This window comes from Stenotrophomonas sp. WED208, from assembly GCF_040984485.1.
Taxonomy (GTDB): domain Bacteria; phylum Pseudomonadota; class Gammaproteobacteria; order Xanthomonadales; family Xanthomonadaceae; genus Stenotrophomonas; species Stenotrophomonas riyadhensis.
The window spans coordinates 3,753,306-3,775,017 of record NZ_JAZARB010000001.1; the positions used below are offsets into that span (position 1 = coordinate 3,753,306).

Below are 21,712 nucleotides of genomic sequence, written 5' to 3' on the forward strand. Positions count from 1 at the left end.
CTCCGGTGGGGGCGGTGGCGTGGCGTGGAAGGCGGGAGCGGGTGTAGCGACCGGAACGGGACAGGTCCGGTTCACGAATTCTTAACCAGTTTGCTATTGCGATGCAACATGTGCCGGCCGTGGCGACGCCCCATCCGGCCCGGTCGGTGGACGACGATGCCCGGTAGAATCAGCGGTTTCCCCGTTCAGAGCCGTGCCCACGCCATGACCGACGCCTCCTCCGCCCTGACCCGCCACTACGCCGAGGAACTGGACGCCATCCGCGCCCAGGGCCTGTTCAAGTCCGAGCGGATCATCACCAGCCCGCAGTCGGCCGAGATCACCCTCGAGGACGGCCGTAAGGTGCTGAATTTCTGTGCCAACAACTACCTGGGCCTGGCCGACCATCCGGACCTGATCCAGGCCGCCAAGGACGCGCTGGATACCCACGGCTTCGGCATGGCCTCGGTGCGCTTCATCTGCGGTACCCAGGACCTGCACAAGCAGCTGGAGAAGCAGATCGCCGACTTCTTCGGCAAGCAGGACACCATCCTGTACGCCGCCTGCTTCGATGCCAACGGCGGCCTGTTCGAGCCGCTGCTCGGCGAGAACGACGCGATCATTTCCGATGCGCTGAACCATGCTTCGATCATTGACGGCGTGCGCCTGTGCAAGGCCAAGCGCTTCCGCTACGCCAACTGCGACATGGCCGACCTGGAAGCCCAGCTGCAGGCCGCCGACGCCGCCGGCTGCAAGACCAAGCTGATCACCACCGACGGCGTGTTCTCGATGGACGGCTTCATTGCCCCGCTGGACGAGATCACCGCGCTGGCAAAGAAGTACAACGCCCTGGTGCACATCGACGAATGCCACGCCACCGGCTTCCTCGGTGCCACCGGCCGCGGCTCGGCCGAAGTGAAGGGCGTGCTGGAGAAGATCGACATCATCACCGGCACCCTGGGCAAGGCCATGGGCGGCGCACTGGGCGGCTTCACCTGCGCCAGCGCCGAGGTGATCGAGCTGCTGCGCCAGCGTTCGCGCCCGTACCTGTTCTCCAACTCGCTGCCGCCGCATGTGGTTGCCGCCGGCATCAAGGCATTCGAGATGCTGGCCGCCGCCGACGACCTGCGTGGCGCCCTGGTGGAGAACACCCGCTACTTCCGCGAAAAGATGGTCGCCGCCGGTTTCGACGTGAAGCCGGGCGTGCACCCGATCAGCCCGGTGATGCTGTACGACGCGCCGCTGGCACAGAAGTTCGCCGAGCGCCTGCTGGAAGAAGGCATCTACGCGATCGGCTTCTTCTTCCCGGTGGTGCCCAAGGGCCAGGCCCGCATCCGCACCCAGATCAGCGCCGCGCACAGCCGCGAGCATCTGGACCGCGCGATCGATGCGTTCACCCGCATCGGTGTCGAGCTGGGCGTGATCAAGGGCTGATCACGACCGGGGTCGGATCCCTTTCCTGCGGAAAGGGTTCCGCCCCTGTCAAAGCGTGCCGACCAAGGTCGGCACCTACCAGAGCCTGATGGCGTGCCGACCGAGGTCGGCACCTCCCGGCATTACTTCTTTTTCTTCTTGCCCTTCGGCTCGTCCTTGCTGGCCACTACCACCGGCTTGGCGGCAGCGTCCTGGCCATTGCCCTTGGCAACGCGGATGCCATTGGCTTTCATCCAGGCATCGAACTCGTCGGCGGTCATCTTCTTGTCGCCGTTGCTCATCAGGAAGCGGTAGCTGCCGCGACCATCCAGCTCCGGGGTCTTCACTTCCACCACCGGGGTTTCGGCAGGCGTTTCCGCCTTGGCCACCTTCTTGTGGCCGCCACATGCGGTCAACAGCACCATCGGCAGCAGCAGGCCTGCGCAGCGCAGGGTTTGATTGAGGGTCGGGTGGTACATGGGCAGGCTCCGTTCGGGAAATTCAGCAACCAGGCGCCCCCTACGCCTGGAACGGTGGCCGACAACCGCCGGCCGCGGGCGATGATCAGCCCGGTGCAGCGGCCCCCAGCCGCTGCTGGTCACTGACCTCCAGCACCCGCCATTGCCCCTTGCCGAGATCGCCGAGCTGCAGCCCGCCGATCGCAACCCGGACCAGGCGCAGCACCTGCAGGTCGAAGGCCGCCAACAGGCGGCGGATGTGGCGATTGCGACCCTCGTCGAGGACCACCTCCAGCCACGCGGTCTTGTCGCCGCTGCGCAGCACGCGCACGGCCTGGGCAACGAGGAACTCGCCCTCGTCCTCCACGCCGGCCTGCAGGGCCGCCAGCGTGGCGTCATCGGGCAGGCGGTCGACCTGCACGTGGTAGGTCTTGTCCGGCCCGGTCTGCGGGTCGGTCAGGCGCGCCGCCCATTGCGGATCGTTGCTGAACAGCAGCAACCCCTCACTGGCCTTGTCGAGGCGCCCGACCGGTGCGATCCACGGCAGGCCGGCACCATCGAAGCAGCGATACACGGTGTCGCGGCCACGCTCGTCCTGCGCGGTGGTCACCACCCCGCGCGGCTTGTTGAGCATCAGGTACAGGCGCTGCGGCGCGCCCATGGGCTGGCCGTCGACCTCGATCGGCGGCGCCGGCTGGCCAATCGGGAACTCGGGATCACGCACGATGCGGCCGGAGACACGCACCCGTCCTTCGGCGATCCAGCGCGCAGCCTCGCTGCGCGAGCACACGCCCGCCTTGGACAGCACGCGCGCCAGGCCATGACGGACACCGGCGGCTGCGGCAGCGGGAGTCGCACGCCCACGCGATGCGTGGGAGCGGGCAGCGGGGGCGGCAGGTGGGCGGCGCGTGCGCAAGCCTCTGCTCCCCGCGGCGCTTACTTCTTGTCGACCGGCTTGGTCTCAGCCGGTGCTTCGGCCGGGGCCGGGGTGGCGGCCGGAGCCGGACGCGCCTTGACCACGCGCACGCCACGCGCCTTCATCCAGGCGTCGAATTCTTCGGCGGTCATGCGCTTGCCGTTCTGGCTCATGTCGAAGCGCCACGGCGTGTTGTCGAATTCGGTCTGCGGCTTGTAGGCCGCCGGATCGTTCGGCTTCACCGCCGGTGCGCTCGGAATGGCCTTGGCGATGTTCTGGCAGCCATCGATGCGCAGGCGCTGCAGCACCTGGTCCAGCGACTGCGACGGATCATAGCTGCTGCTCAGCACGCCGGCCGGCATGCCCAGCTGGTTGCCACGGATGTACAGCTCGTCGGCCACCGGCGCGATGGTCGTGGCCGGCAACGGCAGCGGCGAGGCGCTGGTGTTGACCGAGCAATCGACCGCAGCGTGGGCGGCGGGAACCAGGGCCAGCGCCAGGAAGGCGGCCGATGCAGAGCGCAGCATGAAGGGCATCCAGGAAAGGAAGTGACGCGGCGAGTTTAGCAATGCCGCGACAGCTTTCAAGCGCCACTTTCAATGAATACGGCAACTCATTGGTTTTATGGATAAAAACCCGACGAACGGTTGTTCCCGGAGCGGCGGACACGCGGATTCCGGGCTGCGGAAACAACAAGACCCGGCCGAAGCCGGGTCCTGCTGTGTCCTACTGGCAGAGCGTCAGAACTTAGTTCTGGACGTTCAGCTCGGTACGACGGTTCTTGGCGCGACCTTCCGGGTTGTCCGAACCATCCGGGTTGGTGTTCGGAGCAATCGGACGGCTCTTGCCGTAGCCGACCGGACCGATCAGGCGCGAAGCTTCGACGCCGTTCTTGGTCAGGTAGTTGTACACGGCGGTAGCGCGACGCTCCGACAGCTTCTGGTTGTAAGCGTCGGTACCCTTCGAGTCGGTGTGACCGGCGACTTCAACGCGCAGATCCGGGTAACGCTTCAGGATCTCGGTGGCTTCACCCAGGATCGCCACGGCGTCCGGACGCAGGTTCGACTTGTCGAAGTCGAAGTTGACACCCTTCAGGTCGATGGAGACCGGCACCGGGCAACCGTCCGGACCGATGGTCTGACCCGGCTGCGAGTTCGGGCACTTGTCGTCGCAGTTGTTGACGCCGTCACCGTCGTCGTCCAGGTCAGCGCAGCTCGGGGCAACCGGAGCCGGAGCCGGAGCAGCCGCGACCGGAGCCGGGCCCAGCGGGATCACGACGCCGACCGAAGCCAGCACGTCGCCGAACCAGCTTTCGTTGCGGGCAGCAACGCTCTGGTCGTCGAAGTCAGCGCGGTAGGCGACTTCGGCGCGGACAGCAACGCGCTTCTCGAAGGTGGTCTGCAGACCGACGCCGACCTTGGCGGCAACGTTGCCGTCCTTACGCTTGCGCGGGCCGTTGTTGTCCAGGGCAGCGTACTGCTCTTCCGACTTCTGGTAGCCCAGGCCACCCAGGATGTACGGGTTCCAGCCGCGGCCTTCCTTGATGAAGTGGCGACGCAGGTCCAGCGAGACGCCGTACTGCGACCAGTTCAGGTCCTTGTTCGAATCGAAGTTCGGGTTCTGATAGTTCAGCTCACCGTCCAGCGACCAGTTCGGGCTGATGAACTTGCCCAGGCCCAGGGTCACGAACGGAGCGTCATTGGTCAGACGGTCGCTGTCCTGGAAGTTGAAGCCGGCCGAACCGGTCAGGTACCAGCGGTCATCGAACTCCTGCGCGGAGGCAGCCTGGGCGAAAGCCAGACCACCCAGCAGCGCGGCAGTAAGGATCTTCTTGTTCATTGAGTACAGCTCCTATTTCGGGGGTATGAAACCGGTAGAGGCATGGGCCAGCACTACTGCGTCGATGTTCGACAGCCGATTCAGCACGCCACCGCCGCGAACATTATGCTCAGGCGGGTGAAGGTCATGTTAACAGTCCCGTAACATGTGAAGTGTTGTGCCCGACCCTCCACCGGTCCGACGTTGAAACCCTATACAGGATGATGAAAATCCGCAAGACCTTCGCGCTGCAAGGGTTTGACGGTGTTTAGGCGGGGAAAGCGACATATTCCGCAACGGATTGCTTCACACGGTTCAGCGCGCTTGCGGAAAGGTGAGGAACCTTATGATGGGGCCACGAACCCAGCCGGAGCCGAGATGAAAGCCGTCGCCCTGAGTCGTGAATCCGCCCCCGCACTGCGCGATATCCACCTGCCCCCGCCGCTGCCTCCCCGCGGTCGCGACCTGCTGATCCGGGTCGAAGCAGTCTCGGTCAATCCCGTCGATGGCAAGCAGCGCGCGGCCACTGACCCAAGCACGCTGGAGGCGCCCCGCGTGCTCGGCTGGGACGCGTCCGGCGTGGTCGAAGCCATCGGCGAAGAGGCCAGCCTGTTCGCCTCCGGTGATGAGGTCTATTACGCCGGCGATGTCACCCGTCCGGGCTGCAATGCGCAGTACCAATGGGTCGATGAACGCCTGGTCGCCCGCAAGCCGACCACGCTGGATTTCGCTGAAGCGGCCGCGCTGCCGCTGACCACGCTTACCGCATGGGAACTGCTGTTCCAGCGCATGCCATTGCAGTTGGATGACCGCCGCCATACCGGCCAGCGCCTGCTGGTGATCGGCGGTGCGGGCGGCGTCGGATCGATGGCGATCCAGTTGGCCCGGCATGCCGGCTTCGAGGTCATCGCCACCGCCTCCCGCACATCCTCGGCCGACTGGTGCCGGCAGATGGGTGCACACCATGTGATCGACCACAACCGGCCGCTGCTGCCCCAGTTGCAGGCACTGGGCATCGATGCGGTACAGGTCGCGCTCAATCTGGCCGACACCGACCACTACTGGGATGAACTGGGCCAGCTGCTGGCGCCGCAGGGCCATGTCGGCCTGATCGTCGAACCGCGCGCTGCGCTGCGCATCGGTGATCCGTACAAGGCCAAGTGCATCGGCATCCACTGGGAGTTCATGTTCGCGCGCGCCCGCTTCGCCACCGCCGACCGCATCGAACAGCACCGTATCCTCAGCCGCGCGGCCAGCATGATCGACGCTGGCCAGCTGCGTGGCACGCTCAGCGAGACGCTCGGCACGATCACTGCGGCCAACCTGGACATCGCGCATCAGCGCCTCGCCAGCGGGCGCACGGTGGGCAAGCTGGCGCTGGCAGGCTGGGGCGAGTGACGCTTCCCATGTAGAGCCGAGCCCATGCTCGGCTGGCGGCGCCAGGCAAAGCAGCCGAGCATGGGCTTCGCTCTACAGAACAGCCCCACATCCAGGATCGGCGCTGCCTGTACCAGCGGATTGACCGGCATCTGTATCTATAGATGAAGCGGAAGTGGGGATACGGTGGGAACAGATCCTCCTCCCCCGAGTCTGCCATGCCCACCGCCCTGCCCCTGCGCCTGCTGCAACTGATCGTCGGCCTGTTCCTGTATGGCTTCGGTGCCTCGCTGATGATCCGCGCCGCGATCGGCGTTGCTCCCTGGGATGTGTTGTCGCAGGGCATCGCCGCGCAGACACCGCTCTCGTTCGGGCTGGCCACCAACGTGATCGGCGCACTGGTGCTGCTGCTGTGGTGGCCATTGCGACAGAAGCCAGGCGTCGGCACCGTCCTCAACGTGATGCTGATCGGCCCGTCCGCGCAGTTCGGGCTGTGGCTGTTGCCGCCGGCAATCGGTCTTGGCTGGCAGCTGGCGATGTTCTGCGCCGGCATGCTGCTGGTCGCGCTGGCCACTGGCCTGTACATCGGAGCCAAGCTTGGCCCCGGCCCGCGCGATGGCCTGATGACCGGCCTGCACGCCCGCACCGGCTGGCCGATCTGGAAGGTGCGCAGCCTGATCGAGGGCAGCGTGCTGCTGCTGGGCTGGTGGCTGGGCGGCAATGTCGGCCTCGGCACCCTCGCCTTCGCCCTGCTGATCGGCCCGCTGTGTGGGGTCACGCTGGGCTGGTTCGGGATCGGTCGTCCCCCGGTAGTGCCGGCCGCCGACCGGCAACCGCAATCACCCTGATCTGCCCGGGAGGCCGGCCAGCGGCCGGCACTACCCCCGGAGTTCGGGGGCAGCGCCGCAGGCGCGGGGGCGTGGAGGCCGGTAAGTGGGGCCTGCGGTTCGCACAGCGAATTGCGGGAGCGACAGCACGCATGTGCCGAGCGTACCCGGCCAGCGGCCGGCACTACCCAAAGGCCGGCCCTTGCCCCGGCCGCCGTTTCGCGGCACGCTTCGCGCTTCCGTACGCAAGCGTATCGACAATGTCGCCAGCCAACGAAAGCGCCTACCCCCATCTGTTCGCCCCGCTGGACCTGGGCTTCACCCAGCTGCGCAACCGCGTATTGATGGGCTCGATGCACACCGGCCTGGAAGATCGCGCCCGCGACTTCCCGCGGCTGGCGGCCTACTTTGCCGAGCGCGCCGAGGGCGGCGTCGGCCTGATCGTCACCGGCGGCTTCGCGCCGAACGTGGTGGGCTGGCTGAAGCCGTTCGGCGGCAAGCTGTCCTGGCCCTGGGAAGTACGCCCGCACCGGCAGCTCACCGCTGCCGCGCACCAGCATGGCGCGAAGATCTGCCTGCAGCTGCTGCATGCCGGCCGCTATGCCTATCACCCGCTGTCGGTGGCACCGTCGAAGCTGAAAGCACCGATCAACCCGTTCACCCCGCGCGCACTGTCGGCCAGCGGCGTCGAGCGCCATATCGCCGACTACGCACGCAGCGCGAAGCTGGCCCGCGAGGCTGGCTACGACGGTGTGGAAGTGATGGGCTCGGAGGGCTACCTCATCAACGAGTTCATCGCCCCGCGCACCAACAAGCGCACCGACCGCTGGGGCGGCGATGCCAACCAGCGCATGCGCTTCGCGGTCGAGATCGTGCGCCGCATCCGCGAGGCCTGTGGCCCGGACTTCATCATCATCTACCGCCTGTCGCTGGTGGACCTGGTGGAGGACGGCAGCAACTGGGAAGAGATCGTGCAGCAGGCGAAGGCCATCGAGGCCGCCGGCGCGACGATCATCAATTCCGGTATCGGCTGGCACGAAGCGCGTATCCCGACCATTGCCACCTCGGTGCCACGCGCCGCCTTCGCCGGTGTCACCGCCAAGCTGAAACCGCATGTCACGCTGCCACTGGTGGCGACCAACCGCATCAACATGCCCGAGGTGGCCGAGCGCATCCTGGCGGGTGGCGGTGCCGACATGGTGTCGCTGGCGCGCCCGCTGCTGGCCGACCCGCAGTGGCCGAACAAGGCCCGCGCCGGCCGCGCCGAGGCGATCAACACCTGCATCGCCTGCAACCAGGCCTGCCTGGACCACGTATTCGAGAACAAGCTGGCCAGCTGCCTGGTCAATCCGCGCGCCGCCCACGAGACCGAGCTGGTCTACCGTCCCACCCAGGCCCCGAAGAAGGTCGCCGTGGTCGGCGCCGGCCCGGCCGGCCTGGCCTGTGCCACCGTCGCCGCCGAGCGCGGCCACCAGGTCACCCTGTTCGATGCCAATGATGAGATCGGCGGCCAGTTCAACGTGGCCAAGCGCATCCCCGGCAAGGAAGAGTTCCACGAGACCCTGCGCTACTTCCGCCACACGCTGGCCGAAACCGGTGTGCAGCTGCGCCTGGGCACCCGCGCCGACGCCGCCACCCTGGCCGGCTTCGACGAGGTGGTGCTGGCCACCGGCATCACCCCGCGCAGGGTCGACTTCCCCGGCGCCGACCACGCCAAAGTGGTCAGCTACCTGGACGTGTTGCTGGGCCGGGTTGAAGTAGGCACCAATGCGGCGATCATCGGCGCCGGCGGCATCGGCTTCGATGTCGGCGAGTTCCTCAGCCACGCCGGCGAGTCGCCTTCGCTGGACCCGCAGCGCTGGATGGCCGAATGGGGCGTGGACAGCGCGTTCGAGGCCCGCGGCGCGCTGGCCCGTCCCGAGGTCGAAGCGTCACCGCGTCGGCTGTGGCTGCTGCAGCGCAGCCCGGGCAAGCCCGGTGCACGGTTGGGCAAGACCACCGGCTGGATCCACCGCGCCACACTGAAGGCCAAGGGCGTGCGCATGCTCGGCGGCGTCGAGTACCTGGGCGTGGACGACGAAGGCCTGCGCATCCGCGTGGAAGGCAGCGAGCAGCTGCTGCCGGTCGACCACGTGGTGATCTGCGCCGGGCAGGAACCGAACCGTGCGCTACAGGCCGAACTGCAGGCCGCCGGCATCAACGCGCAGCTGATCGGGGGGGCCGATGTGGCCGCCGAACTGGATGCGAAGCGGGCCATCGACCAGGGCAGCCGGGTCGCCGCCGCGCTCTGATGGGTGCCTGAATGGGGGGCGGAATGTGATTTCCGTCACCCCTGCCGAACCTGAATGTCAAGCCGGACGGTTCACGATGCGTTCGGCTATGCCCCCCTACCTTGCGCCATCTTTCCGCTCACCAGCCAGTTTCCGGTGAGCCGGCGCAGCCCCCTCGATCGGTATTGATCGTTTCTTTTGGGGCTGCCCACGGGGCGGCCCCGATGGCCGCCTCCCCATGACGCCAAGTCGTGCCCCGCCTCCTGTCGCCCCTGCGGCCGGAACCGGAGGGTGCGGCCCACACGGAGCAAGGAGTTATATGAAACTGGCCTGGATTCTCTGGCTGTCGCAGTTGTTGCCTCAGCCGGCCGCTGATTCATTGTGTTTGAGCACCACCGTTTACCTGGAAGCCCGCGACCAGACCCTGCGTGGCCAGCAGGCCGTCGCCGAGGTCGCCCTGCGCCGCCTCGACAGTGGCCTGTGGGGCGACTCCATGTGCCAGGTGGTCACCGCGCGCAAGCAGTTCGCGCCGACCATCGTCTCCCCCGGCACCCAGCTGGGCAACGACGCGGCCTGGAGCGAGGCGATGAACGTGGCCTTCGACGCCGAGCGCAACTGGGCGCTGCCGGCCGGCGAGCGCCGCGAGATCGTGCCCGGTGCCAGCCATTTCGCTGCGCTGTCCATCGCCAGCCCGAACTGGCGCAATGCCTACCAGGTGGCCACCATCGGCGATCACACCTTCTATAAGGTGCAGAACCTCAAGCCACGGCAGTCGTAACGATCCGTGCTGGCGGCAGCGTTGCCGCCCGCCGCCAGGCTCTGGGATAGTGGGCGCTTCCCGCCCGCATCACCTGGAGTTCCCATGAAGCTGTACAGCAAGCCCGGTGCCTGTTCCACCGCCGACCACATCGCCCTGCAGTGGACCGGCCAGCCGTTCGAGGTTGAACTGCTGAACAAGGACACCCTGAAGGGTCCGGAATTCCTCAAGATCAATCCGGCCGGTGCCGTTCCTGCGCTGGTCGACGGCGACTTCGTGCTGCTGCAGAACGCCGCGATCATGGGCTACATCGCCGACAGCTTCCCGCAGGCTGGCCTCGGCGGCGACGGCAGCCCGCGCCAGCGCGCCGAAGCCACCCGCTGGCTGGCCTTCGTCAATTCCGATGTGCATCCGGCCTTCTCGCCGCTGTTCTCGCCGGGCAAGTTCATTGCCGACGAAGGCCAGTACGACGCGATCCGTGCCGCCGCGCACAAGCGCCTTCGCGGCCTGTTCGAGACCGCCGACAGGCAGCTGGCCGACAAGCCCTGGCTGGCCGGCTTCCGCAGCTTCGCCGACCCGTACTTCTACATCACCCTGCGCTGGGCCGCCGGCACCAAGGTCGACCTGTCCGGCCTGGACAATCTGGCCGCCTACAAGGCGCGCATGGACGCCGATGCAGGCGTGGAGGCCGCACTGAAGGCCGAAGGCCTGGCCTGATCCAGACCATGGGTCGGAGCCGTTCGCGTGGCGAACGGATCCGACCCCGACACGGCTGCCAGGGCGGGGTCGGAGCCGTCTGCACAGCAGGCGGCTCTGACCCACCGGTGCCATCGTCACACTCAGCCGATCTGGCGGATCACTTCGCCCTTGGCATCGCGCAGGTAGGTCGGCACCACTTCGATGCGCAGCGCCCCGGCCACCGGGTAGATCCCGCGCTCGGCCCGCACGCCTGCCAGCGCCTGCAGTCCCGACTCGTCCAGTGCCCAGCGCGCGCTGTCGGCGGACACGTCACCCACTTCACCGCGTCCAGCCGGAATGAATTCCCATTGCCGCTCGCGGCTGACCAGTTCCAGCGATTTGCCGTGGCGCAGCCGTAGCGGCAGCAGCTCGCACACGCTGGCCACCTGGCCAGCGCCGAGCACCAGGGTGGTGACGCCCCCCTCCTGGCGCCAGTCCAGCGTCTCGATGAACAACATGCCGGTGCTGGAGCCCTCGCGCTCGCTGCCGGCCTGCACCTGCGCGGCCAGTGCCGGATCGTCCAGCAAATTGCCGCGATGCAGAGCGCTGATCCACAACGGCATCGCCGGCTGCACTGCCTGCAGCACGCCGCGCGTCGACCAGCGCTTGACCGCCTCCATCTCTTCATCGGTCAAACCGACCAGCTGCAGGAACTGCAGATGGCCATTGGCCGTGTCCCGCGCCGGCAACTGCGGATCGGCAATGAAGGCCAGGTGGCACAAGCGCGTGTCGGTCTCCAGCGCGATCGGGCCGTTGGCATTGAGGTGATGACCATCCTCGAACACGTTGCCACTGCCGAACACGTAGCGCGCCAGGTTCTGCAGCAGATTCATCGGCCACACCGGCGGCGCGCTGCCGGCGTCCTCACCGGTTTCGGCAGCGAGGCGGAAGGTCAACTCGAAACCATAGCCGCTGGCGGCGGCATCGCTGCTCTCCTTGGCATACAACTCGGAGAAGCCGTAAGTGATGTAATGCCAGTGTGGAACCGGCGCATCCGCCCAGTACACGCTGATGCCATCGAGCGGATCCTGGCCTCCGAGCGTGTACGGAAGCGCGGTGCCGTAGTGACGCGGCTCCTGCCCGGCATACAGCGGCGCCAGCGCCGCATTGATCGCGTCCCAGCCGGGGGTATCGGTGTCGTCGTGGTCGTCCTGCACGCGGGACTCCTTGTGGGGAAGTGAACCGATCACTTTACGCGGTGGCTCAGGCCTGCACGACCTCGCCGCCGCCATTGACCACGGCCGCCTGGGTTTCCTGCCACCAGCGCTGCGCCAGCGCCGGGCTGCGTGCCTTGCCCACCGCCGCCAGCAGTTCCGGGCACAGGCGTTCCAGTGCCAGCGCATCGGTGCAGCGTTCGATCTTCAACTGCATGAAATAGCCCTTCAGGCCCAGATGCCGACGCACGGCCTCACTCATCGCGTCGTACAGCTGCTGGTACAGCGCCGGGTCCTGTTCGCGGCCGGTACTGATGCCGCGTGCCGGTGTGGCTTCGGCACTGCCACCGATCACTTCGATCAGGCCCTGCGCGGCCAACTGCTCCAGTGCATCCGGCGGTGCCCGCAGGCCTTCGAACAGGCCGCGCAGTTCGGTGTCGTCGCGATGGCCGTCGACCATCAGCAGGATCGAACGCAGTGCCGCCGGCAGGCGCCGGCCCCGGTCTTCGATTTCCTGACGGCCAGCCGCCGTCTTGGCGTGCAGCAATGCCATTGCTTCCCCCTCCCTCGATGCGCAATGCCGGCGCGCCCTGGCGGGCACGCTCCCCTGTATGCCATCGCCGGGCGGCGCGCGCGTTCCCCGGCGCGCGCCGCGTATTGCAGGTCGATGACAGGCCGAGCTTAGCGCATGTTCTGGACGCGGAGGGTAGTGCCGGCCGCTGGCCGGCAATCCCATGATTCCCGAGGTTGCCGGATCAGCGTCCCAGCGCGCGGCGGATCTCCTCCAGCGCGCTGGGGTCGTCCAGCGTCGACAGGTCACCCGGGTCGCGCTGTTCGGCCAGCGCCTGCAGCGAGCGCCGCAGCAGCTTGCCGGAGCGGGTCTTGGGCAGCGCATTGACCACGTGCACGTGCGCAGGGCGTGCGACCGCGCCGAGCGAGGTGGTCACCGTGGCCATCATCTCGGCCACCACCGGCGCCGGATCTTCGCCCTCGAGACCCTGCTTGAGGGTGACGAACACCAGCGGCACCTGCCCCTTCAGTTCGTCCTTGACCCCGATCACCGCCGCCTCGGCCACGCGCGGATGGCTGGAGATGGCCTCCTCGATCTCGCGCGTGCCCAGACGATGGCCGGCCACGTTGATCACATCGTCGGTACGGCCGAGGATGAAGGTATAGCCATCGTCATCGCGGATCGCCCAGTCCAGCGAGCTGTACAGCAGTTCCTTGAAGTGGCTGAAGTAACTCTGCAGGAAACGGCTGTCGTCGTTCCACACCGTGCTCATGCAGCCCGGCGGCAGCGGCGGCGACACCACCAGCACGCCCTTCTGCCCCGGTGCCACTTCCTCGCCGGTGTTCTCGTCGATCACCTTCATCCGGTAGCCGAGATTGGGGAACCCGGGCGAGCCGAAACGCACCGGCTTCATCTCCAGGCCCGGCAGCAGGGTCAATGCCGGCCAGCCGGTTTCGGTCTGCCAGTAGTTGTCGATGATCGGCTTGCCGAGCGCTTCGCTGATCCAGTGCGCGGTCGGTTCGTCCAGCGGCTCGCCGGCCAGGAACAGGTACTTCAGCGCCCCCAGGTCGTGGCGATGGATGAAATCGGCGTCGTGCTTCTTCAGCACGCGGATGGCGGTGGGCGATGAAAACATCGTGCGCACGTTGTACTGCTCGCACAGCGCCCACCAGATGCCCGGGTCCGGGTTGGTCGGCAGCCCTTCGTACAGCAGCGACGTGCAGCCACCGATCAGCGGGCCGTACACATTGTAGGAATGGCCGACCGCCCAGCCGACGTCGGAGGTGGAGAACATCACCTGGCCCGGCTTGCAGTCGAACACCGTTTCCATCGACTGTGCCATCGCCACCGCATAGCCCCCCACATCGCGCTGCACGCCCTTCGGCTTGCCGGTGGTGCCGGAGGTATACAGCAGATAGCTCGGTTCGCTCGCTTCCAGCCACTGCACCGGCACATCGACTTCACCGATCTGCGCGCGCAGCGTGGCGTAGTCCACATCGCGGCCCGGTACCCGCGGCTGGGCCGCATCCAGCCCGCGTGACACGATCAGCACGTGCGGTGGCGGTGACGTGGCTTCGGCGCAGGCGGCGTCGACCATCGGCTTGTACGGAATCAGCTTGCCACCGCGCATGCCGGCATCGGCGGCGATCAGCAGCTTCGGCTTGGCATCGTCGATGCGCAGCGCCAGGTTGTGCGCGGCGAAGCCACCGAACACCACCGAATGCACGGCGCCGATGCGCGCACAGGCGAGCATGGCGAACACCGCTTCGGCCATGTTCGGCATGTAGATCACCACGCGGTCACCGTGACCGACGCCGAGATGCTTGAGCACGGCGGCGAAGTCGTTCACTTCGCGATACAGCTGGCGATAGGTGATCTCGCGGGTGCTGTTGGTTTCGGTGGAGATGGCGACCAGCGCGAGCTGGTCGGCGCGCTCGGCCAGGTGGCGGTCGACGGCGTTGTAGCAGAGATTGGTTTCACCACCGACGAACCAGCGCCGGAACGGCGGGTTGCTGTAGTCGAGCACCTGCTGCGGCGGTTTGTGCCAATGGATGCGCTTGGCTTCCTCGCCCCAGAAGGCCTCCGGCTCGTCGATCGAGCGACGGTAGGTTTCCTCGTAGTTCATGACGCAGCCCTCCCAGACAAAGTCATGGGTTCGAGGATAGTCCGGCGCTGCCGCGCGGGCCGCCCTACCTTGGTAGGGGGTGGGGTTTTGTTCTGCAGGGCTTGCAGCCCTGCACCTGCAGAGGCCGAAGCCCAAGCAACAGCAGAAGCTGGTTTCCTGGGGAATGGCGGGGTGGGTCCGGTTGCGGGAGACGCCGTAAACCCGTCCTTGGGGGCTTGGCCGCGGCATCCATGCCGCGGACACTCCCGCAACCGGACCCACCCCGCCTTCGACAATTTTCCGCGATCTGCCGGAACGGCAAATTGCTCTGGTAGGTGTCGACCTTGGTCGACACGGTAGATCCACGCCATGCGTGGATGATTCATTCGATATCTGACAGAGAAATCGTGTCGACCAAGGTCGACACCTACCAACAGCCGCGCGGAACGACGGCCGTGGTTACCAACAGCCGCGGGAACCTGTCGAAGGCGGGGCACTGTGGGTTTGCGGGGTGTGAGCGGCATGGGCCCGAGGCATGCCTCGGGCGGGTTGGGCAGGACGCCCAACCCCGGTCTTGCCGTGTGCGCAGGACAGCGCACACGAGCAAGCCGCGACCAAGCCCCCATGGACGGGTTTACGGCGTCCCCGCACACCCACAGTGCCCCGCCATCCCACGGAATGCGCGCTGTTGCTGTTGCTGTTGCTCTTGCTGTTGCTGTTGCTGTTGCTCTTGCTGTTGCTGTTGCTGTTGCCGGCCAGCGGCCGGCACTACCGCAGGTGCAGGGCTGCAAGCCCTGCCGAACCCCTAGAACGGAGTCGTGGACTCGAACGCGAGCGCCTCGCCCGTCACTGGATGGGTGAACCGCAGGCTGCGCGCATGCAGGTGCACGCGTAGCGCCGGTGCTGCACCGTACAGCGCGTCACCGACGATGGGATGACCGAGACTGGCCATGTGCAGGCGCAGCTGATGGCTGCGGCCAGTGATCGGCTCCAACGCCACCCGGGTGTGCTTCGCCTCAACATCACGGGCCAGTACGCGCCAGCGGGTCAACGCCGGCTTGCCACGCTCATGGTCGACCATCTGCTTCGGCCGGTTCGGCCAGTCCACGATCAGCGGCAGGTCCACTTCGCCGGCATCGCCTTCGAGCAGCCCCTGCACCACCGCTTCATACCGCTTGCCAACCTGGCGCTGCTCGAACTGCATCGACAACGCTGCCTGCATGTCCTTGCCACGCGCATGCAGCAGCAGGCCGGAGGTCACCTGGTCCAGGCGATGCACGGTCAACGCATCCGGGTACAGCGCCTGCAGCCGCGCGACCACGCAGTCCTGGTTCTCGGCGCTTCGGCCAGGCACGGACAGCAGGCCGGCCGGCTTCTCGGCCACCAGCAGCGCGTCGTCGATGTAATGCAGGTGGATCATGCGGTTCCGTATCCGTCCAAACAAAAACGGGGAAGCCGAAGCTTCCCCGTCTTCTGCGTACCGACCAGGGCCGGTACCGCCTGCATCAGCCCAGCAGGTGGGCGACGCCGGCGCGCTCTTCTTCCAGCTCGGCCAGGGTCTTGTCGATGTACTTCTGGCTGAAGTCGTCGATCGGCAGATCCTTGACCAGGGTGTACTTGCCGTTCTCGGTGGTCACCGCGAAGCCGAAGATCACGCCTTCCGGAATGCCGTAGGAACCGTCGGACGGCACGCCCATGGTGACCCACTTGCCGTTGCTGCCCAGCACCCAGTCACGCACGTGGTCGATGGCTGCGTTGGCGGCCGAGGCAGCCGAGGACGAGCCACGGGCTTCGATGATCGCCGCGCCGCGCTTGCCGACGGTCGGGATGAAGGTGTTGGCGTTCCACTCCTGGTCGTTGATCGCATCGGCGATCGACGCACCATCGGCGGTGGCGAAACGGTAGTCCGGGTACATGGTCGGGCTGTGGTTGCCCCATACGACCAGCTTCTCCATGCCACCGACCGGCTTGCCGAGCTTGGTCGACAGCTGGCTCAGCGCGCGGTTGTGGTCCAGGCGCAGCATGGCGGTGAAGTTCTCCGGCTTCAGGTCCGGGGCCGACTTCATCGCGATGTAGGCGTTGGTGTTGGCCGGGTTGCCGACCACCAGCACCTTCACGTCACGGCTGGCGACCTTGTTCAGCGCCGCGCCCTGGGCGGTGAAGATCTTGGCGTTTTCCAGCAGCAGGTCCTTGCGCTCCATGCCCGGGCCACGCGGACGCGCGCCGACCAGCAGGGCGATGTCGGCGTCCTTGAACGCGACTTCAGCGTCATCGGTGCCGACCATGCCGGCCAGCAGCGGGAAGGCGCAGTCTTCCAGCTCCATCATCACGCCCTTCAGGGCGGCCTGGGCCTTGTCGACCGGCAGTTCCAGCAGCTGCAGGATGACCGGCTGGTCCTTGCCCAGCATTTCGCCGGAGGCGATGCGGAACAGCAGGGCATAACCGATCTGGCCGGCGGCGCCGGTCACGGCAACACGAACGGGTGCTTTCATGGGGGTTTCCTCTTGCTTGCAAGCGTTTGATGGGACGCCGCGGGCGTGGCCACGCAGGCCTGGCGGGCGGCGGGGAACAGGGAAACGGCCACCCGTGGGTGGCCGTTTCGAAGGGGGATCAGGCGGCGAGGTGCTTGTTCCACTCCGCGACGCGCTCGGCCTGGGCGGCCAGCACGGCGTCGACGTCGCCTTCCAGGGTGATCGAATGGATCACGTCGCCCTGCTTGACCGAATCGACGATGGCCTGGCCTTCCAGGACCTTGCCGAAGACGGTGTGGCGGCCGTCCAGCCAGTCGGTCTTGATGTGGGTGATGAAGAACTGGCTGCCGTTGGTGTTCGGGCCGGCGTTGGCCATCGACAGCGAGCCGACCTCGTGCTTCACGCCATTCTTCTCGTCTTCGAACTTGTAGCCCGGGCCGCCGGTGCCACGACCCTGCGGGCAGCCGCCCTGGATCATGAAGTCGGCGATCACGCGGTGGAAGATCAGGCCGTCATAGAAACCGTGCTTGACCAGGTTCACGAAGTTGGCCACGGTCAGCGGCGCCTTGTCGGCGAACAGCTCGACCTTGATCGGGCCCTGGGTGGTGTCGAAAGTGGCGATGAGGGACATGAAGATCCTTGATGCAGAGGGGAACGCGTCTAGCCACCTAGTTTACACCTGCCTCGTGGCGGCGGCGGCTTCGACCATGGGCGCAGATCCGGGCTTCAGCCACGGGACGGGCTGCCCCGCCGTGCAGGCCAGGCGGCCTCGACCGGCGCCGCGGACCGCCAGCTGAATGGGCCCCGTGACGGGCGTGAAATCCACCTTTTCGCGAATCGTCAAGTTCGACGTATAATGTTGGACTTCTTTTTCCAAATCCGGCGCCGACTGGCCCCCTTTCGTATGTCCATCGAAAATCTTCGCAACATCGCCATCGTCGCCCACGTCGACCATGGCAAGACCACCCTGGTCGACCAGCTGCTGAAGCAGTCCGGCACCCTGTCCGAGCGCACCGTCCTCGCCGAGCGCGTGATGGACAGCAACGACCAGGAAAAGGAACGCGGCATCACCATCCTGGCCAAGAACACCGCCATCACCTGGGAAGACAAGAAGACCGGTATCAAGAACCGGATCAACATCGTCGACACCCCCGGCCACGCCGACTTCGGTGGTGAGGTCGAGCGCGTGCTGTCGATGGTCGACACCGTGCTGATCCTGGTCGATGCGATGGACGGCCCGATGCCGCAGACCCGCTTCGTGACCCAGAAGGCCTTCGCGATGGGCTTCAAGCCGATCGTCGTGGTCAACAAGGTCGACCGTCCGGGCGCCCGTCCGGAATGGGTGATCGACCAGGTCTTCGACCTGTTCGACAAGCTCGGCGCCACCAACGAGCAGCTGGACTTCCCGATCGTCTACGCCTCGGGCCTGAACGGCTACGCCGGCCTGGAAGACACCGTGCGCGATGGCGACATGACCCCGCTGTACGAAGCGATCATGCAGCACGCGCCGCGTCCGGAAGTGGACCCGGAAGGCCCGTTCCAGATGCGCATCAGCCAGCTGGACTACAACAACTTCGTGGGCGTGATCGGCATCGGCCGCATCCAGCGCGGCACCCTGAAGAAGAACATGCAGGTCGCGGTCATCGACCGTGAAGGCAAGAAGCGCAACGGCAAGGTGCTGCAGGTGCTGGGCTTCATGGGCCTGGAGCGCATCGAGCAGGATACCGCCGAGGCCGGCGACATCGTGGCCATCTCCGGCATCCAGGAGCTGACCATCTCCGACACCATCTGCGCCCCGGACACCCCGGAAGCCCTGCCGGCGCTGACCGTCGACGAGCCGACCATCTCGATGACCTTCCAGGTCAACAACTCGCCGTTCGCCGGCAACAAGGACCTGTCCGGTGGCAAGTTCCTGACCAGCCGCCAGATCAAGGACCGCCTGGACCGTGAAAAGGTCCACAACGTGGCCCTGAAGGTCGAGCAGCTGGAAGACGCTGACAAGTTCCTGGTTTCCGGCCGTGGCGAACTGCACCTGTCGGTGCTGATCGAGAACATGCGTCGCGAAGGCTACGAGCTGGCCGTGTCGCGCCCGGAAGTGATCATCAAGGAAATCGACGGCCAGATGATGGAGCCGATCGAGCAGCTGGTGGTGGACATCGAAGAAATCCACCAGGGCGGCGTGATGGAAAAGCTGGGCACCCGCAAGGGCCAGCTGAAGAACATGGAATCGGACGGCAAGGGCCGCGTGCGCCTGGAGTACTCGATCCCGGCCCGTGGCCTGATCGGCTTCCAGAACGAGTTCAAGACCCTGACCCAGGGTTCGGGCCTGCTGTTCCACGTGTTCGACCACTACGGTCCGAAGGAACAGGGCGCGATCGCCAAGCGCATCAACGGCGTGATGATCGCCAATGCGCCGGGCACCACGCCGGCCTACTCGCTGGGCCCGCTGCAGGAACGCGGCAAGCTGTTCGCTGCTGAAGGCGACAACGTGTATGAAGGTCAGCTGGTCGGCATCCACTCCAAGGACAACGACCTGACCGTCAACGCGATCAAGACCAAGCCGCTGACCAACATGCGCGCTTCGGGCAAGGACGATGCGATCCAGCTGACCCCGGCGATCAAGTACTCGCTGGAACAGGCCCTGGACTTCATCGAAGACGACGAGCTGGTCGAGATCACCCCGAAGGAGATCCGTCTGCGCAAGAAGTTCCTGACCGAAAGCGACCGCAAGAAGGCTTCGCGCGGCGGCTGAGCCAGCACCCCGTGAACCAGAGCGGCTACAACCCGGATCCACACCGGCATCCGGGTCTCCATGTCATCGCCCTGCTCGAAGCGAGCAAGGCGATGCTGGCGCTGTTGGCTGCCACCGGGCTGGAAGTGCTCGGACCGCAGCCGCTGCGGCACGGCATCATGGTCCTGATCCGGCGTTTCAGCCTGGATCCGGACCATGGCACCCTGCCCTCGCTGCTGCACATGATCAGCCCCGACGCGGTGCACCTGGCCGCGGCGGGGATGATCGGCTACGGCCTGCTGCACCTGGTCGAAGCCTGGGGCCTGTGGCGCGCCAAGGCCTGGGCCTCCTGGCTGGGTTGCCTGACCGCCTCGCTGTACCTGCCCTTCGACATCTTCGCGATCATCCGCCACCCCGGCTGGCCGTCGTGGACGATCCTGGCGATCAACCTGATCGTGGTCTACGTGCTCGCCCGCGACCTGCGCAAGCGCCACCGCTGAGCACCGGCTACACTGGGGATTGGAGCCGACCAAGCCGCCCCATGCGCCCGTCCTTGCCGCCTCTGCTGACCTGCCTGCTCGCCGCGCTGCCTGCGCTGCTTTCGGCTGGCTGCAGCCCGGCCACGCCCAGCGCGCATGCGGCCGAACCCGCGAGCCGCAACGTGCCGTTCCCGTACGCCGAAACCGATGTCACCGACCTGCAGGCGCGGATGACCGCCGGGGAACTGGACAGCACCACCCTGACCCAGGCCTACCTGCAGCGCATTGCCGCCCTGGACCGCACCGGGCCACGCCTGCGCGCGGTGATCGAGCTCAACCCCGACGCCCTGAAGGAAGCCGCCGAGCGCGACCGCGAGCGCCGCGATGGGCGCCTGCGCGGGCCGCTGCACGGCATCCCGCTGCTGCTGAAGGACAACATCAACGCCGCGCCGATGGCCACCAGTGCCGGCTCGCTGGCCCTGCAGGGCTTCCGCCCGGATGACGCCTACCTGGTGCGCCGGCTGCGCGACGCCGGTGCGGTGGTGCTGGGCAAGACCAACCTCAGCGAATGGGCCAACTTCCGCGGCAATGATTCGATCTCCGGCTGGAGCGCGCGTGGCGGCCAGACCCGCAACCCCTATCGCATCAGCCATTCGCCGTGTGGTTCCAGCAGCGGCAGCGCGGTGGCCGTGGCCGCCAACCTGGCCAGCGTGGCGATCGGCACCGAAACCGACGGCAGCATCGTCTGCCCGGCGGCGATCAACGGCGTGGTCGGCCTGAAGCCGACGGTCGGCCTGGTCAGCCGCGATGGCATCATCCCGATCTCCTTCAGCCAGGACACCGCCGGACCGATGGCGCGCAGTGTGGCTGACGCCGCCGCCGTGCTGACCGCGATCGCCGGCCGCGACGATGCCGATCCGGCCACCGCGACCATGCCTGGCCGCGCGGTCTACGACTACACCGCGCGACTGGACCCGCAGGGCCTGCGTGGCAAGCGCATCGGCCTGCTGCAGACACCGCTGCTGAAGTACCGCGGCATGCCGCCACTGATCGAACAGGCCGCCACCGAGCTGCGCCGCGCCGGCGCCGTGGTGGTACCGGTGGAGCTGCCCAACCAGGGCGCCTGGGCCGAGGCCGAACGCACGCTGCTGCTGTACGAATTCAAGGCCGGGCTGGAGCGCTACTTCAGCACCCACCGAGCGCCACTGCGCAGCCTGGCCGACCTGATCGCCTTCAACCAGGCGCACAGCAAACAGGAACTGGGCCTGTTCGGCCAGGAACTGCTGGTGGAAGCCGATGCCACCGCCGGCCTGGCCGACCCTGCCTATATCCGCGCACGCAGCGATGCACGCCGGCTGGCTGGCCCGGAGGGCATCGATGCCGCCCTTGCCGCCCACCAGCTTGATGCGCTGGTCGCGCCCACCACCGGCGTGGCATGGCCGATCCGCAGCGAAGGCGACGACTTCCCCGGTGAAAGCTACAGCGCCGCCGCCGTGGCCGGCTATCCCAGCCTCACCGTGCCGATGGGGCAGATCGATGGCCTGCCGGTCGGCCTGCTGTTCATGGGTACCGCCTGGAGCGAACCGAAGCTGATCGAGATGGCCTATGCCTATGAGCAGCGCACGCGCGCGCGGCGACCACCGCACTTCGATACCGACGCACTGATCGACGCTGGCGAGCCGTGATCCGGTAGTGCCGGCCGCTGGCCG

General features: G+C 66.9%; 19 protein-coding genes. 9 read left to right on the forward strand and 10 right to left on the reverse strand.

What is annotated here, in order from left to right; all coding sequences use genetic code 11:
* Window positions 1-204 precede the first annotated feature (204 nt).
* Window positions 205-1,413, forward strand: a complete 1,209-nt coding sequence (gene kbl, locus VPH47_RS17095; protein WP_110711187.1) for a glycine C-acetyltransferase — start codon at window positions 205-207, stop codon at window positions 1,411-1,413.
* A 122-nt stretch (window positions 1,414-1,535) separates the two neighbouring features.
* Here the strand turns inward: kbl and VPH47_RS17100 are convergent, their stop codons facing one another.
* The 4 genes from VPH47_RS17100 to VPH47_RS17115 form a co-directional block, all read right to left on the reverse strand.
* Complete coding sequence (locus tag VPH47_RS17100; protein ID WP_005412356.1) at window positions 1,536-1,871, reverse strand: hypothetical protein; 336 nt, start codon at window positions 1,869-1,871, stop codon at window positions 1,536-1,538.
* Between the two features lie 85 nt (window positions 1,872-1,956).
* Window positions 1,957-2,766 carry a pseudouridine synthase gene (locus VPH47_RS17105; RefSeq protein WP_180854638.1) on the reverse strand — a complete coding sequence of 270 codons (810 nt, stop codon included), beginning with the start codon at window positions 2,764-2,766 and terminating at the stop codon, window positions 1,957-1,959.
* Window positions 2,767-2,786: 20 nt separating this feature from the next.
* Window positions 2,787-3,293: a hypothetical protein gene (locus VPH47_RS17110; RefSeq protein WP_110711183.1), complete on the reverse strand. Its 507-nt coding sequence runs from the start codon at window positions 3,291-3,293 to the stop codon at window positions 2,787-2,789.
* A 220-nt stretch (window positions 3,294-3,513) separates the two neighbouring features.
* Window positions 3,514-4,605 (reverse strand): OmpA family protein, encoded by a 1,092-nt coding sequence (locus tag VPH47_RS17115; RefSeq protein WP_368851346.1) that lies wholly within the window; start codon window positions 4,603-4,605, stop codon window positions 3,514-3,516.
* 357 nt (window positions 4,606-4,962) lie between these two features.
* On the opposite strand from VPH47_RS17115, the gene VPH47_RS17120 reads away from it, so the two are divergent.
* The 5 genes from VPH47_RS17120 (at window position 4,963) to VPH47_RS17140 (ending at window position 10,532) form a co-directional block, all read left to right on the forward strand.
* Window positions 4,963-5,982 carry a zinc-binding alcohol dehydrogenase family protein gene (locus VPH47_RS17120; RefSeq protein WP_180847917.1) on the forward strand — a complete coding sequence of 340 codons (1,020 nt, stop codon included), beginning with the start codon at window positions 4,963-4,965 and terminating at the stop codon, window positions 5,980-5,982.
* 197 nt (window positions 5,983-6,179) lie between these two features.
* A complete protein-coding gene (locus VPH47_RS17125) occupies window positions 6,180-6,809 on the forward strand; it encodes a YitT family protein (RefSeq protein ID WP_368851347.1) in 630 nt (209 codons plus the stop codon).
* Window positions 6,810-7,048: 239 nt separating this feature from the next.
* Window positions 7,049-9,079, forward strand: coding sequence for an NADPH-dependent 2,4-dienoyl-CoA reductase (locus tag VPH47_RS17130; protein ID WP_263469219.1), 2,031 nt, complete (start codon window positions 7,049-7,051; stop codon window positions 9,077-9,079).
* Between the two features lie 298 nt (window positions 9,080-9,377).
* Window positions 9,378-9,836, forward strand: a complete 459-nt coding sequence (locus VPH47_RS17135) for a cell wall hydrolase (RefSeq protein ID WP_004154513.1) — start codon at window positions 9,378-9,380, stop codon at window positions 9,834-9,836.
* A gap of 84 nt (window positions 9,837-9,920) precedes the next feature.
* Window positions 9,921-10,532 (forward strand): glutathione S-transferase N-terminal domain-containing protein, encoded by a 612-nt coding sequence (locus VPH47_RS17140; RefSeq protein ID WP_368851348.1) that lies wholly within the window; start codon window positions 9,921-9,923, stop codon window positions 10,530-10,532.
* A gap of 122 nt (window positions 10,533-10,654) precedes the next feature.
* On the opposite strand, the gene VPH47_RS17145 is transcribed toward VPH47_RS17140, so the two are convergent.
* From VPH47_RS17145 to VPH47_RS17170, 6 genes are all read right to left on the reverse strand, one after another.
* A complete protein-coding gene (locus VPH47_RS17145; RefSeq protein WP_110711172.1) occupies window positions 10,655-11,710 on the reverse strand; it encodes a suppressor of fused domain protein in 1,056 nt (351 codons plus the stop codon).
* Between the two features lie 46 nt (window positions 11,711-11,756).
* Entirely contained in the window at window positions 11,757-12,260 is a 504-nt protein-coding gene (locus tag VPH47_RS17150) for a hypothetical protein (protein WP_110711170.1), read from the reverse strand.
* A gap of 202 nt (window positions 12,261-12,462) precedes the next feature.
* Window positions 12,463-14,343 carry a propionate--CoA ligase gene (gene prpE / locus VPH47_RS17155; RefSeq protein ID WP_110711168.1) on the reverse strand — a complete coding sequence of 627 codons (1,881 nt, stop codon included), beginning with the start codon at window positions 14,341-14,343 and terminating at the stop codon, window positions 12,463-12,465.
* Between the two features lie 784 nt (window positions 14,344-15,127).
* Window positions 15,128-15,742, reverse strand: coding sequence for an RluA family pseudouridine synthase (locus tag VPH47_RS17160; protein WP_368851349.1), 615 nt, complete (start codon window positions 15,740-15,742; stop codon window positions 15,128-15,130).
* 85 nt (window positions 15,743-15,827) lie between these two features.
* A complete protein-coding gene (locus VPH47_RS17165; RefSeq protein ID WP_004153634.1) occupies window positions 15,828-16,814 on the reverse strand; it encodes a malate dehydrogenase in 987 nt (328 codons plus the stop codon).
* Window positions 16,815-16,932: 118 nt separating this feature from the next.
* Window positions 16,933-17,424 (reverse strand): peptidylprolyl isomerase, encoded by a 492-nt coding sequence (locus VPH47_RS17170; protein ID WP_004153629.1) that lies wholly within the window; start codon window positions 17,422-17,424, stop codon window positions 16,933-16,935.
* 273 nt (window positions 17,425-17,697) lie between these two features.
* On the opposite strand from VPH47_RS17170, the gene typA reads away from it, so the two are divergent.
* From typA to VPH47_RS17185, 3 genes are read left to right on the forward strand one after another with little or no spacing between them, the layout of a single operon-like run.
* Window positions 17,698-19,545, forward strand: coding sequence for a translational GTPase TypA (gene typA / locus VPH47_RS17175; RefSeq protein ID WP_032129766.1), 1,848 nt, complete (start codon window positions 17,698-17,700; stop codon window positions 19,543-19,545).
* An 11-nt stretch (window positions 19,546-19,556) separates the two neighbouring features.
* Window positions 19,557-20,024, forward strand: a complete 468-nt coding sequence (locus VPH47_RS17180) for a DUF2127 domain-containing protein (protein ID WP_005415426.1) — start codon at window positions 19,557-19,559, stop codon at window positions 20,022-20,024.
* A 41-nt stretch (window positions 20,025-20,065) separates the two neighbouring features.
* Window positions 20,066-21,688, forward strand: a complete 1,623-nt coding sequence (locus VPH47_RS17185) for an amidase (RefSeq protein ID WP_197611224.1) — start codon at window positions 20,066-20,068, stop codon at window positions 21,686-21,688.
* Window positions 21,689-21,712: the final 24 nt, after the last annotated feature.

Coding starts and splice junctions, on each gene's coding strand:
- VPH47_RS17130 (WP_263469219.1), top strand. CDS start 7,049: ATGTCGCCAGCCAACGAAAGCGCCTACCCCCATCTGTTCGCCCCGCTG.
- typA (WP_032129766.1), top strand. CDS start 17,698: ATGTCCATCGAAAATCTTCGCAACATCGCCATCGTCGCCCACGTCGAC.
- prpE (WP_110711168.1), bottom strand. CDS start 14,343: ATGAACTACGAGGAAACCTACCGTCGCTCGATCGACGAGCCGGAGGCC.
- VPH47_RS17120 (WP_180847917.1), top strand. CDS start 4,963: ATGAAAGCCGTCGCCCTGAGTCGTGAATCCGCCCCCGCACTGCGCGAT.
- VPH47_RS17160 (WP_368851349.1), bottom strand. CDS start 15,742: ATGATCCACCTGCATTACATCGACGACGCGCTGCTGGTGGCCGAGAAG.
- VPH47_RS17125 (WP_368851347.1), top strand. CDS start 6,180: ATGCCCACCGCCCTGCCCCTGCGCCTGCTGCAACTGATCGTCGGCCTG.
- VPH47_RS17135 (WP_004154513.1), top strand. CDS start 9,378: ATGAAACTGGCCTGGATTCTCTGGCTGTCGCAGTTGTTGCCTCAGCCG.
- VPH47_RS17110 (WP_110711183.1), bottom strand. CDS start 3,293: ATGCTGCGCTCTGCATCGGCCGCCTTCCTGGCGCTGGCCCTGGTTCCC.
- VPH47_RS17100 (WP_005412356.1), bottom strand. CDS start 1,871: ATGTACCACCCGACCCTCAATCAAACCCTGCGCTGCGCAGGCCTGCTG.
- VPH47_RS17185 (WP_197611224.1), top strand. CDS start 20,066: ATGCGCCCGTCCTTGCCGCCTCTGCTGACCTGCCTGCTCGCCGCGCTG.
- VPH47_RS17165 (WP_004153634.1), bottom strand. CDS start 16,814: ATGAAAGCACCCGTTCGTGTTGCCGTGACCGGCGCCGCCGGCCAGATC.
- VPH47_RS17150 (WP_110711170.1), bottom strand. CDS start 12,260: ATGGCATTGCTGCACGCCAAGACGGCGGCTGGCCGTCAGGAAATCGAA.
- VPH47_RS17115 (WP_368851346.1), bottom strand. CDS start 4,605: ATGAACAAGAAGATCCTTACTGCCGCGCTGCTGGGTGGTCTGGCTTTC.
- kbl (WP_110711187.1), top strand. CDS start 205: ATGACCGACGCCTCCTCCGCCCTGACCCGCCACTACGCCGAGGAACTG.
- VPH47_RS17140 (WP_368851348.1), top strand. CDS start 9,921: ATGAAGCTGTACAGCAAGCCCGGTGCCTGTTCCACCGCCGACCACATC.
- VPH47_RS17170 (WP_004153629.1), bottom strand. CDS start 17,424: ATGTCCCTCATCGCCACTTTCGACACCACCCAGGGCCCGATCAAGGTC.